Here is a 12431-nt window from a genome sequence, read left to right as displayed (position 1 = left end):
AGGGTGGAGGTCTCATCGGAGTTTTCCACAGATTCTTAGTTCTTGCCCATAAGTGCACTCTCCCACGCACAATAGGAATTCCCTATTCCACAGTGCGGAGGAAAAATGGCAAGCCCCCTGAGTATCGAAATCAACGGAATCGACCCCGTGACCATCGCGGCAGTAGAACTCATCATCCAAACCCTGCCTGAGCTTCGACTTCGGCTTGTTGATTCGCGTCGACTGAGTGCTGAATTAGTAGGTCTTCTTCCGGAGGAGAGGCTATGTCCACGACGCTCTCAAGCCCTTCGCTCACACCTCGCTAAGCGCTATCCCCATCTGCGCTATTGCAGTTCATACTCCCCCATAGACTTAGGAATCATCGCTTCAGTGGGTTCCCATGATCTCGAGAAGTCGGACGCAATGATGCACTGCGATATCCCGCATCTTCTTACATGCAGGAATGAGAGCTACTGGGACATCGGTCCGCTGGTAGTGCCGGGGGTCACCTGCTGTGCGCGTTGTCTTGAGAGCACACAATCCGACCGCCAATCACTGCCTAGCCTCGGTCGCGACCTTGAACTATGGCGTTTTGAAACGCCACTCCCCTGGCTCACTCACATGGCCGCAGCCTGGCTTTCTCTGATGATTTATGACTTTGCGCGCTTCGGCATGGACCGACGATCGAGCATGAATCGTTTTCTTCGTATCACGACGGAAGGAGAGGTTTCATGGATTGAAGTCGATAATGATCCTCTCTGCGGGTGCACCAGTGCAGCAGTCTCACAGTCTCCGGCAGCTTCACTGGCAACAGCTACGCTGTCCACCAGTATCGGCGAATTCGACATGCTCAGTCATAATCACCGATACCGCATTGCCTCATAGTTACGCCGGATCTGTTTCCACCTGAACTTCTTCGCCGCGGATAATCGCCAAAATTTGAGGCCCAAAGTAGTCGATTTTCACTTCACCAATTCCGCGAATAACCCGAAGCTGAGTCAGCGTCTTGGGCTGAGCGATAGCGACATCTCTCAAGGTCTTATCGGTAAGAACAGCGTAAGCCGGAACTAATCGAGCCTCTGCCTCAGCTTTTCGCCATGTACGTAAGCGCTCGAAGAGTTCAACAACCTCCGGAGAATTACTTTCCTCAAATTCAGCATGGGCTGCCTTGGCCGCACTACGTTTAGACGTACCTGCGCGTGCAGAAGAAGCTCTGGCTTGGGGTTGTTCTTCTCGAGGCCACAGATCCTTCATAAAGCGAGAACGCTTGCGGTTTCCTCCGCCGTGGCGCGAACGCGAGTACGAGATCGCAAGATGATCCCGAGCACGTGTCATTCCTACGTAGAGCAGACGTTTTTCTTCCTCAATTGCTTCTTCGTCCTGCGCAAGAGAGATCGGAATAAGCCCTTCACTCACTCCTGCAAGGAAAACGTGCTCCCACTCCAGCCCTTTTGCCGCGTGAAGCGTCGAGAGCGTGACCCCCTCCGTGGTTGGGGCCGCTTGTGAGACCTCACGCTCGACAAGATTATTGACGAACCCAATGAAGGAGTCATTGGTAGAAGAGCGCGCCATTTCAACGATGGCATTGAGGTTATCCCATCGTTCTCGAACCGCGCCCTGAGCCTGCGGCGCCTGCGGGGACCATCCAGCGATTCCAAGAAGATCTTCAACCAGGTGGACAACATCGGCCTCGTCAATTCCTTGATTGCGCAAGGTTGCCGCTTGCTTCTTTAAAAGAAACATTGCGCGCCGGACCTCTTCGCGCTCAAAAAAGCGCATCCCAGAATGGACGAGGAAAGGAACGCCGGCCTCGCTCAGCTGGGCTTCGAAGTTCTCTGACTGGCCGTTGGTTCGATAAAGAATTGCGATCGAGGAATACGAAACTCCATTGTCGTGAAGCTTGCGGATTTGCCGAGCGATTCCCACGGCCTCGTCATTGTCGTCCGCGTAGCTGTGATAGTCGACGGGGACACCGCCTTCACGCTGCGATACCAATTTTACGGCGCCTTTAAGAACAGACGAGTGTTCGCCCTTCATCAGGGTATTCGCTGCACTCACGATCTGTGGTGTCGACCGATAGTCACGAACCAATTGCACGACGCGGGCACCCTTGTGCTCCTGTGCAAAGTCTTGAAGGTAGCGCGGTGAGGCACCTGCAAAAGAATAAATAGTCTGCGCGACATCACCGACAACGCAAATATCATGGCGCCCACCAAGCCAAAGGTTGAGAACATGGTGTTGGAGGGCAGAGACATCCTGATATTCATCGACGACGAAGCTTCGGTATTGACGATGAATCCGTTGGGCAATAGCTGGATAATCCTGCAAGATCCCTGCCGTCAGCACCAAGACATCTTCAAAATCTAGAACCCCACGGTCCTCTTTGGCCTCCTGATAGGCGTCCATCAGTGCAAGAACATCGTCAACGCTAAGGTCACCCGGCGGTGTTCGTCTATTGGCGCGAACGGCCTCGGCATAGGCATCAGCATCAAGCATGGAAACTTTCGACCACTCAACCTCGGCGGCTAAATCGCGAACGAGAGCTTTGTCTGCGCGGATACCGATTCTCGCAGCAGCAGCGGAAATCAAAGATGCTTTGTGTTCAATGAGGGGTGGCATGCTCCCGCCGATGGCACTTGGCCAAAAATACTGGAGCTGGCGCAAGGCAGCCGAGTGAAAAGTCCGCGCTTGGACACCTGGAACCCCAAGGGCCGTCAGGCGCTCACGCATCTCAACTGCAGCTCTTTTCGTGAAGGTCACTGCCAAGACATTTGTCGGTTCGTAGACGCCGCGTGCAACGCCATAGGCAATACGATAGGTAATCGCTCGCGTCTTACCCGTCCCAGCCCCCGCGAGCACCGCCATTGGACCAGAAACGAATTGCGCAACACTCCGCTGGTCGGGATCTAGTGCTTCAAGAAGACGTTCAGCGCGTTCTGTATCTTCGCTGCTCACAGTGCATCATCTTCCGCATGCAACCAAGCGTCGATCATCATGCGAGCGATTGCGGTATGGGTCGGGATCTCCAATTTTCCACTGTTGACTGCATCAATGAGTTCCGCGCGCGTCATCCATTTCATGGCATCGACCTCTTCCATATCTGGAGAGGGATCTGGCGTACCAGAAACTTTCCCGGTAAAGCCAATCATGACCGAACGTGGGAAAGGCCAAGGCTGCGTCGCGACATAGCGGACCTCTTGAACGTCCAAAGAGGCCTCTTCTTTTGCTTCCCGAACTACCGCATGCTCAGGAGTTTCTCCTGCCTCAACAAAACCGGCAATGAGCGACATGAAACGCGGTTTCCATGAGCGATTGTGCGCAAGCAGCAAACGATCTTCCGCATCGGTGATTGCAACGATCACTGCGGGATCCTGCCTGGGATATTCGAGGCGATCACATTGGATGCACCGCTGAGTCTCTCCCCCGTTTTCATGTTGAAGTTCTCCACCACACCTTGAGCAATAACGGGTACGCTCATGCCAACGCAGAAGCGCTAGGGCACGCGCGCATGATGAACAGTCAGCAGCTTCGAGGAGCGCTGCCTCATAGCGAAGAGAGAGCCATTGAGGATCCACAGGTGTGACGCTAGTGGCCGCGGAATCGTGAGTTCCTTCAACAAGCGAAGCCCATTCCTCTTCAGAGTCAAGGATTGCAATAAAACGCGCAACGCCGGAAGAATCAACCCCACCGAAGAGCACACGTTTCGCATTTTCAACTGCGGGACCGATATCCGCAGCTCGCCGCGGAGTGCTCCCATCGGAAGTAAGCGCAACCATACCCTGAGTAGTCATTCCCAAAACTCGCAAAGAGTGCGCGTGGGGCGCTAACGAAGCGCATGCGGCCTCGTATCCACCCCTGTGCGTCATGCGCGGAGCCCATGCGCTCAGTTCATGTGGGAAATAGAGCTGTTCATTGGTGAAAGGAAGACCAGTAACCGTGTCAAAATGGGGCATGATGTAACCGTAGCTGTCCTTCGCTTCAGTCACAACGCAAATGGGCGTTAGGCTGGAGTCATGACTACTTCTCAGCTTCGCGCCGATGGGCGCACCCCTTCACAGCTTCGCCCCATGTCCATTACCCGTTCCTGGGCAGGAACCGGCGAAGGATCCGCACTGATTGAATGCGGGAACACACGCGTTCTGTGCGTTGCTTCGCTGACCGAGGGCGTGCCGCGATGGAAGCGCGACAGCGGAGAAGGCTGGGTGACCGCGGAGTATTCAATGCTTCCGCGCGCCACTTCCGAGCGCTCCCAGCGCGAATCCGTCAAGGGAAAGATCGGCGGCCGCACCCATGAGATTTCGCGTCTCATCGGCCGTTCACTTCGCGCGATCGTTGATATCAAGGCTCTTGGCGAAAACACACTGGTCCTTGACTGCGATGTTTTGCGAGCTGATGGCGGTACCCGCACCGCTTCCATTTCGGGCGCGTATGTTGCTCTTTACGAGGCCATTTCTTGGGGCATTTCGAAGGGGATCGTCGCGGCTTCTTCTCCTGAGAAAGTGCTCTCTGATTCTGTGAGCGCAATTTCCGTTGGCATTATCGACGGAACCCCCATGCTCGATCTTCCCTACGTTGAAGATGTGCGCGCGCAGACGGATATGAACGTTGTCCAGACTGGTTCGGGGTCTTTCGTCGAGGTTCAGGGAACCGCCGAACACGCGCTCTTCTCCCGCACCGAACTCGGCGAGCTCCTTGACTTGGCAACCGCAGGTAATGCCCAGATTCGCGACCTCCAGGCACGCGCGTTGGCAGCGCAGCCCGGAGTCACCGTTTCTTCCGAGGCCGCGCTGTGAGCCCCATACACAGCGCAGATGCGCCTCGCCTGGTTTTTGCGACCGGAAATGCACATAAGGTTGCAGAACTCGAGGCGATCATCGCTCCTCTCCTCCCCGAGGGGGCTGGCCGAATCGCACGGATGAGTGATTTTGATGTCACCGAGCCCATTGAAGATGGCGCTTCCTTCGAAGAGAACTCCCTGATCAAGGCCCGCTCTTTGTGTACAGCAACCGGAATCGCTGCCCTCGCCGATGATTCGGGCCTCTGCGTGGACATCATGGGTGGTGCACCTGGGATCTTCTCTGCCCGATGGAGCGGAGCTCACGGGAACGATCAAGCAAACCTTGAGTTGCTCCTTGCTCAGCTCAGTGACGTCCCGCACCATTTACGAGGCGCTGCATTCGTTTCCGCTGCCGCGCTGGTTCTTCCCGATGGCCGCGAGTTTGTTGAGCTCGGACGCGTCGAAGGACACTTGACAACTGCTCCTCAAGGCGAGCAAGGATTTGGTTACGATCCAATTTTTGTTCCCTCAGGTATGAATCGCACTGCCGCACAGCTCAGCGCGGAAGAAAAGAACGCAATCAGCCACCGCGGGATTGCTTTCCGTGCGCTTGCGCCGAGGATTATTGAGGTTCTAGCAGGCAACTAAAAGTCGACAGACATACCGGTCGTCGCAAGCTCCACGCGCCCGCCGTATACCTGTTTCGCTTGGAATCGCGTGCCCTCGGGGTTATTCCACGGTTGGATATGCGTGAGAATGACACGGCCAACTTCGGCACGTGCAGCAAGAGTACCTGCGCGAGTACCATCCATGTGGATCCCCTCGGCGGTATCTTCCTCAGTAAAACCTGCTTCACTGAGAAGAAGATCTACCCCGCGAGCGCCTTCAACGATACTGTCACACAAATCAGTGTCACCGGTGTAGAAGAAAGTGCTGCGAGATCCAGAGGTATCGCCTTTTGAAAAACCAGAAGGGCCGCTGATGCGAACACCGAAAGCCGGCACTGAATGCCATGCCTGCGCTGCACTCACGGTGAAGGGGCCAAAAGACCAACTCTTTGCGTCGTTGAGTTCCTTGAAAATGAACTCTGTCGAATAGGTTTCCTCTTCGTCAGCACCGTCGATCTGGCGAACACGGTCCGGTAAGCATGCCGGCCCAGCAAGAACCATGGGATCGCAATAAGCACCAGGCCCCCAGCGTCGGTAGACGTGCAGAGAAATCACATCTCCCATGTGGTCTGCGTGGCAGTGCGAGAAAATCACCGCATCAAGACTTGCTGGCTCAATGTAGCGCCACAACTCACCGAAAGATCCCGGCCCCATGTCCAAGACAAGGTTCCAGGTTCGCTCCTTCCCAGTTCTTTCATCTGGGCCGTGAGCTTGAAGCAGGTAGCAGGATGCAGGCGAATCAGGTCCAGACATTGAACCCGTGCAGCCGATGATGCGAAGCCTCACTGAGCACCTCCTTCTAGTGGGAGGGATGGGACTTCACTCACGCTCTGAACCTCGGGGCCGAGGAAACGGCGAGCAAGGATCGGGAAGCGCGACGAAGCATCGGTGGTGAGGAACTGGTGCTGCGGTTCGTCGCCTGCACCGCGCCGCGGCGCGTGGAGTAGATCGCGGTCAACCAGCTCGTTGTAAGTGACATTCGCAGTTGTGGCCGAGGACGTTACCAGACGAACGTTATCCCCCATCACTCGACCAATCACTCCGGTAAGAAGCGGGTAGTGGGTGCAGCCCAGAATCAGGGTATCGACGCCTTCTTCTTTCAGGGGAGCAAGATATTCGCGGGCAATTCCCTCCAGCTCGAAACCTGCTGTTTGCCCGGCCTCGACGTACTCAACGAAAAGCGGGCATGCCTGTTGGAAGACTCGAAGACCCGGAACTGCGGCAAGAGCATTGACATAGGCTTCCGATTGGATGGTTGCTTGAGTTCCAATCACGCCAATCTTGTGATTGTGCGTTGCGACGACAGCGGCACGCGCGGCAGGAGTCACGACCTCGATGACGGGAATGTGCTGACCCACCCAGTACCGTTCTCGCGCGTCCGACAGCGCAGCGGCGGTTGCGGTGTTGCATGCGATCACCAAGGCTTTTGCTCCGGCCTCGACAAGGCGGTCAAGCCCCCACAGCGTTAATTGGCGAACTTCAGCGATCGGACGCGGGCCATAGGGAGCGTGAGCTGTGTCCCCCAGGTAGACAATGTCTTCGTCTGGTAGCTGATCGATGACGGCACGCGCAACCGTGAGTCCACCTAAACCAGAGTCGAAAATACCAATCGGCGCGTTATCCATACAACGAAACTAACTCGCTTCACCCTGGAGATGCACAGATTTGAGCAGTGACTCTTGCCACCATGTGATCAGTAGGTAGATCGCGGCAGCGCTTTGCTCGCGTGTCCCTTCGGGTTTTTCCTGAGCGATTTCCTCAATCCGGATCAGGTCTGAATCGTCGTGAATACCAAGTTCTCCGGCCAAAGCAAGGCGCATATCGGTCAGAGCACCCAGCCAATTCCAGGTCGATTCTTCGTCCAGAACAAGGTAGTTTGTTCCGTCAACCAAAACATCGTTGAGTTGATTACACACGGTGCGCAGACGCTCAGATTTTTGTGAACGCAGGGTGTCTTCGGTCAGTGCACGCAAGCGTGCCGCCTCCTGGGGATCTGTGCTCATGGGGGGAAGAAGGAAATCCAGAGCAGGATCAATCGCTGCCGCACGTTCGCTTTCGAGTCCTGTTGCAGCGGATAAGAACATGGGGAAGTCCCCCGGGTCGTCTAAGACCACGAGTATTTCGTGGATCAGCTGCTGGATCAGAAGGTTGTAGTCCCTTCCGATCGCTGCGCTAATCCCCCGTCGTGAGACGGTAAAAGGGCCGATCACGTGACACGCTCCAATGTTGATTGCACTCCGTAATCGTGAAGTGTTTGTAGGTCTGCTTCGACGCGTTCACGTAGCCCAGTGGCGATGATGGCCTGTCCATCACTGTGCACCTGCAAAGTCAGTGCTTCGCACGTAGGACGCGGGTAACCGAAGTGCCGGTGAAGGACTTCGGCGATGTAGTCCAATGAGTTAATCGGGTCATCCCAGACAATGAGGTTCCATCTCGGTACCGACGCTTTTACGGTCCCGACACTGGGATTTTTCGCGGTCATAGGAACGCCCGACATGTCTTAAGCCTACGCAGGAAATGCCTTCCTGTCTGCACTTTTGGAATTTCTTGCACATTTTTCCACCATTAGCGATTAAATTTGAGATATGCCAGCATCGTTTGAAACGTCGCTTCTGACGGATATGTACGAATTGACCATGCTCGACGCCGCCATGAAGTCGGGAACTGCCAACCGACATTGCGTCTTCGAGCTCTTTGGTCGACGTCTTCCCGCTACCCGCCGATTCGGTGTCGTCGCGGGGACCGGTCGCGTTCTCGAGGCCATGGAGCGCTTTGAGTTTTCCCCTGAGCAAATCCAGTGGTTGGCCGAAAAGAAGGTTGTCTCTGATACAGCTCTGGAGTATTTGTCGACCTTCCGTTTCCGCGGGAATATTTCAGGCTATGCCGAAGGAGAGTGCTATTTCCCGGGCTCTCCCCTGCTCACCGTTGAAGGCACCTTCGCCGAGTGTACCCTTCTGGAAACCCTTCTTCTGTCGATCTACAACTACGATTGCGCAGTCGCCTCCGCTGCTTCACGTATGACAATTGCCGCGCACGGACGTCCCTGCTTGGACATGGGTGCACGCCGAGGCCACGAGCGCGCAGCTGTCTCTGCAGCACGCGCCTCCGTTATCGGCGGTTTTGCAGGCACTTCAGATCTCGAGGCCGGCAAGCGCTACGGCATCCCGGTGATCGGTACTGCCGCCCACGCATTCACCCTGCTTCACGACAGCGAACGCCAAGCATTCGACGCTCAGATCGCCTCCCTTGGACCGAATACAACTCTTCTGGTTGATACCTACAACGTCACCGAGGGCGTCAAGACCGCCGTCGAGGCCGCGCGTGCTGCAGGCGGAGAGCTGGGCGCTGTGCGTTTGGATAGCGGCGACCTCGTTGCTCAGGCATTTACGGTGCGCGGACAACTGGATGCGCTCGGTGCGACCTCCACGAAGATCACCGTAACTTCCGATCTTGACGAGTACGCCATTGCAGCTTTGGGAGCTGCTCCCGTCGATTCTTACGGTGTTGGCACGCGTCTGATTACCGGTTCCGGGGTCCCCACCGCAGCCCTGGTATACAAGCTCGTATCCCGCGAGGACAATGACGGAAATATGGTGGGTGTTGCGAAGAAGTCTGCTTCGAAGAACACCGTTGCCGGAAAGAAGTATGCGGGTCGCCTTTACGACGAGGATGGCTACGCCAGCGAAGAAATCTTGTTCACCGGAAGCGCTGAAGAGGCTGCTGCTTTCTTCGAAGAAAATGGCGCCCGCCCCCTCCAAGTTCCACTGATTGTCGATGGAGAAATCCAAAGCGAAGCGTGGAGCTCTCAGGCACTGTCCGAGGCCCAGGCACATCACCTGCGCTCGCGTAATGAGCTTCCTTACCAAGCATGGCGCCTCTCCGAAGGCGAACCTGCAATTCCAACGCGCTACATCTGAGCGCAACGCTATTAACGGCTGTGGGGGCTGCGGTGATTCCTTTCACCGCAGCCCCCACAGCCGTATATCGTCTATCAGTTAACCAACCTCGGATAGATTCCTACCCGCGGCCGACAAACCACTCACGCAATAGAGCAATACGGGCATCGATCTGCTCCGTTGTCGCTTGGGCAACTTCTGGTCCGCCAGCTCTACGTCGCAGTTCTGCGTGAATACTTGCGTGAGGTTGTCCCGAACGCCTAGACCATGAGGACACCAAGCGAGAAAGCTCCTTGCGCTTAGCTGCTCGCAGTCGGTGTGCCGGGATATTGGCATTTTCTTCACGTGCCCGCCGCGCACTCGCTTTACGTCGCTGAGTCGCCAGCTGTTCTTCTTGGCGCGCTCGAAGCAGAGTGGTCACTTGTTCGGGTTCTAGGAGGCCGGGAATTCCCAAGTATTCTTGCTCTTCAACCGACCCCACATCGGCCTCGGTTCCCCAAGCCGCGCCGTCAAAGAGGACGGAATCAAATTGTGCGTCCGCACCCAGGGCCTCAAATTGGTTGAGAAGGTCGCTCGAGGCGCTCTCACTCTTATTCGCCTGAGCAACCATGGCATCTTCGGGGTTCCACATGTCCCCCTCTTTCGAGGGAGGCCGGTTGAGTGCATGATCGCGCTGAACTTCCATCTCCCCGGCTAAATTCAGCAAGGGAAGAACGGAAGGAATGAACACCGTCGCGGTTTCGCCTCGGCGCCTGGCGCGCACAAAACGCCCAACTGCCTGCGCAAAGAAAAGAGAAGTCGAGGCATTGGTTGCGTAGACCCCAACGCTCAGGCGCGGAACGTCCACGCCTTCGGAGACCATGCGCACAGCGACCATCCATTTATCGGTCGATTGACGGAATTCGTCGATGCGCTCAGAGGCGTCAGCATCGTCGGAGAGGACAACGGTTGGACGTTGCCCCGTAATTGCTCGTAGTTGGCGCGCGTATGCACGGGCTTTATCCTGATCAGCCGCAATCACCAAGCCACCAGCGTCGGGAACCTGCCGTCGCACTTCCTCCAAGCGCTGATCGGCAGCTTGCAGCACTGCACTGATCCACTCCCCCTTCGGATCGAGTGCAGTTCGCCATGCTTGTTTCATCAGGTCTTTCGTGAGGGGCTCACCCAGTCGCGCGGTGTAAATATCACCCGCGTTCGTTCGCCACGACATCTGCCCCGAATAGGACATGAAGAGCACCGGACGCACAACGAAGTCACGCAGGGCATCGCCATAGCCGTAGGTGAAGTCGGCTTTAGAGCGCTTGATCCCCTCCTCGTCTTCTTCGTAGCGCACGAAAGGAATGGCAGAAGTGTCGGAGCGGAAAGGGGTACCGGTGAGGGCAAGGCGACGCGTGGCCTCGTCAAAGGCTTCCCGAACGCCATCGCCCCACGAAAGCGCATCACCCGCGTGGTGAATCTCATCAAGGATTACCAAGGTGCGGTGGAGGCGCGTGCGCGCGGCATGAACCATGGGATTAGAGGCAACCTGCGCGTAGGTGACAGCAACCCCATCAAAGTGCGAACCCGCCATGCCTTGAGAGTTTGAGAACGCGGGATCAATGTGGATCCCAACACGCCCAGCTGCCTCGGCCCACTGACTTTTGAGGTGTTCGGTCGGGCAAACGACCGTCACTTTCTCAACGATTCCGGCGCCCATCAGCTCGACCGCAATGCGCAAAGCGAAGGTCGTTTTGCCAGCCCCGGGCGTTGCAACAGCAAGAAAGTCTTGTGGCGAAGCCGCCATATATTGTTCTAGGGCCGCAGCCTGCCACGCGCGCAGACTCCCAGCTGTTCCCCAGGGGGCTCGGCGTGGGAAGGCAGGAGGAAGAGAAGTGGCTGCGGAAGAAGATGCGTGCGATGGCCCCTGCGCAGTGGGACTCACTCCGCGGAACCCCCCTGGCCGTTCCCATCAGAAAATGGCCAATTCCTACCGTTCTTACCCATGGAATCACGCAATTCCTTGCAGGTCGGGCAGACGGGGTATTTCGAGGCATCTCGAGTGGGGATCCAGACTTTTCCGCACAGGGCAACGACTGGCTGGCCGGTAATCATTGAGGAGTCGGCCTTATCACGGCGGACAAAGTGCGCGAAGCGATCGCCATCTCCGGGGCTCTTCTCTTGTTCAACCTCGGTGCGCTCAAGCAAGCCTGTCGACGACTGGGTTTGCGGGCCTTGAGGCGCGGAAGGTTCCTGGGGTTCATCAAGAAAAGACATGTCCCCTATTGTAGGACGCGGCCGCTTCCGATGTTGATCAGAAACGGCCGCGAACACGGGAATTACGCTTGATGCTTAGCCCACACCTCGCGGTAGAAATCCGCAAGTTCCAAGCCGGCTGCTGCGTCTTCGTCCAGAAGGACGACCGCGTTGGGGTGCATCTGCAAAATGGTGGCGGGCCAACGGGCGGAAATCGCACCCTCAACCAGCTGACGGACGGCCTCGGCCTTTCCCGCACCGGTTGCAATCAGCAGGGCTTCTCCGGACTCCATGATGGTTCCCAGCCCCTGGGTGATGCAGTGGGTCGGAACCTTGGTGATGTCTCCGTCGAAGAAACGAGCGTTATCGCGGCGAGTCTGTTCGGTAAGAACATCGACGTGAGTACGCGAGGCGAAGGACCCACCTGGCTCGTTGAAGCCGATATGTCCGTCTGCACCGATTCCGAGAATCTGGAGGTCAATGCCGCCAGCGTCGCGAATTGCCTTGTCGTAGTCAGCCGCGGCCTGGTCATTGTCACCGGTCCACACATTGGGACCATGCGCGGCACCCTTGGGGAAATCTACGCGGTCAACAAGGAAACGGTGAATGAAGTTCGCGTAGCCTTCGGGATGGTCTTCGGGCAGGCCAACGTATTCGTCAAGGTTGAAAGACTGAGTGTTCGCGAAAGAAATTTCCCCGGCCTCATAACGCTTGGTCAGTTCATCGTACAGGGGCAGCGGAGTCGAGCCCGTCGCAAGACCAAGTACTGCAGAAGGCTTGCGCTCCAGAAGACTTTGAATGCGATCGGCTGCGACGACAGCAATATCTTCGGGCGTGGGCAAGATGGCAATCCGCATTGGAACTCCTCATTGATGTTGG

13 protein-coding genes are annotated in these 12431 nt (G+C 56.6%); 4 read left to right on the top strand and 9 right to left on the bottom strand.

From position 1 onward, the window contains the following. Positions 1 to 105 precede the first annotated feature (105 nt). Positions 106 to 864, top strand: a complete 759-nt coding sequence (locus tag RW023_RS00400) for a hypothetical protein (RefSeq protein ID WP_315579361.1) — start codon at positions 106 to 108, stop codon at positions 862 to 864. Here RW023_RS00400 and RW023_RS00395 read toward each other — a convergent pair whose 3' ends face one another. Both RW023_RS00395 and nudC read right to left on the bottom strand, forming a co-directional pair. Beyond that, the gene (locus RW023_RS00395) at positions 865 to 2934 is read right to left on the bottom strand and encodes an ATP-dependent DNA helicase UvrD2 (protein WP_315579360.1); all 2070 of its coding nucleotides are present in this window, start codon (positions 2932 to 2934) and stop codon (positions 865 to 867) included. Then, positions 2931 to 3932, bottom strand: a complete 1002-nt coding sequence (gene nudC, locus RW023_RS00390) for an NAD(+) diphosphatase (RefSeq protein ID WP_315579359.1) — start codon at positions 3930 to 3932, stop codon at positions 2931 to 2933. The genes RW023_RS00395 and nudC overlap by 4 nt, the downstream gene beginning before the upstream one ends. A 60-nt stretch (positions 3933 to 3992) precedes the next feature. Between nudC and rph the strand changes: the two genes are divergently transcribed. Continuing rightward, positions 3993 to 4772 carry a ribonuclease PH gene (gene rph, locus RW023_RS00385; protein WP_295894914.1) on the top strand — a complete coding sequence of 260 codons (780 nt, stop codon included), beginning with the start codon at positions 3993 to 3995 and terminating at the stop codon, positions 4770 to 4772. Continuing rightward, positions 4769 to 5404 (top strand): RdgB/HAM1 family non-canonical purine NTP pyrophosphatase, encoded by a 636-nt coding sequence (gene rdgB, locus RW023_RS00380; protein ID WP_315579358.1) that lies wholly within the window; start codon positions 4769 to 4771, stop codon positions 5402 to 5404. The genes rph and rdgB overlap by 4 nt, the downstream gene beginning before the upstream one ends. On the opposite strand, the gene RW023_RS00375 is transcribed toward rdgB, so the two are convergent. The 4 genes from RW023_RS00375 to RW023_RS00360 are packed head-to-tail and all read right to left on the bottom strand — an operon-like array spanning position 5401 to position 7921. After that, entirely contained in the window at positions 5401 to 6210 is an 810-nt protein-coding gene (locus tag RW023_RS00375) for an MBL fold metallo-hydrolase (RefSeq protein ID WP_315579357.1), read from the bottom strand. The two genes, rdgB and RW023_RS00375, sit on opposite strands and share 4 nt — an antisense overlap. Next, a complete protein-coding gene (gene murI, locus RW023_RS00370; protein ID WP_315579356.1) occupies positions 6207 to 7049 on the bottom strand; it encodes a glutamate racemase in 843 nt (280 codons plus the stop codon). The genes RW023_RS00375 and murI overlap by 4 nt, the downstream gene beginning before the upstream one ends. A 9-nt stretch (positions 7050 to 7058) precedes the next feature. Then, the gene (locus RW023_RS00365) at positions 7059 to 7634 is read right to left on the bottom strand and encodes a DUF2017 family protein (protein WP_315579355.1); all 576 of its coding nucleotides are present in this window, start codon (positions 7632 to 7634) and stop codon (positions 7059 to 7061) included. Continuing rightward, positions 7631 to 7921 (bottom strand): ATP-dependent Clp protease adaptor ClpS, encoded by a 291-nt coding sequence (locus tag RW023_RS00360; RefSeq protein ID WP_315579354.1) that lies wholly within the window; start codon positions 7919 to 7921, stop codon positions 7631 to 7633. The genes RW023_RS00365 and RW023_RS00360 overlap by 4 nt, the downstream gene beginning before the upstream one ends. An 88-nt stretch (positions 7922 to 8009) precedes the next feature. Here RW023_RS00360 and RW023_RS00355 point away from each other — a divergent pair, with 88 nt between their 5' ends. Beyond that, positions 8010 to 9341 (top strand): nicotinate phosphoribosyltransferase, encoded by a 1332-nt coding sequence (locus RW023_RS00355; protein WP_315579353.1) that lies wholly within the window; start codon positions 8010 to 8012, stop codon positions 9339 to 9341. Positions 9342 to 9441: 100 nt separating this feature from the next. Here RW023_RS00355 and RW023_RS00350 read toward each other — a convergent pair whose 3' ends face one another. The 3 genes from RW023_RS00350 to nagB form a co-directional block, all read right to left on the bottom strand. Next, positions 9442 to 11241, bottom strand: a complete 1800-nt coding sequence (locus tag RW023_RS00350) for a DEAD/DEAH box helicase (RefSeq protein ID WP_315579352.1) — start codon at positions 11239 to 11241, stop codon at positions 9442 to 9444. Then, positions 11238 to 11573: a DUF3039 domain-containing protein gene (locus RW023_RS00345; RefSeq protein ID WP_315579351.1), complete on the bottom strand. Its 336-nt coding sequence runs from the start codon at positions 11571 to 11573 to the stop codon at positions 11238 to 11240. Before RW023_RS00345 ends, RW023_RS00350 begins: the two co-directional genes overlap by 4 nt. Before the next feature lie 62 nt (positions 11574 to 11635). Then, positions 11636 to 12409, bottom strand: coding sequence for a glucosamine-6-phosphate deaminase (nagB, locus tag RW023_RS00340; RefSeq protein ID WP_315579350.1), 774 nt, complete (start codon positions 12407 to 12409; stop codon positions 11636 to 11638). Between the last annotated feature and the right edge of the window lie 22 nt (positions 12410 to 12431).

The sequence above is a fragment of the uncultured Actinomyces sp. genome (genome assembly GCF_963542285.1).
Lineage (GTDB): Bacteria > Actinomycetota > Actinomycetes > Actinomycetales > Actinomycetaceae > Pauljensenia.
This window is presented reverse-complemented; position numbering and strand designations above follow the sequence as displayed.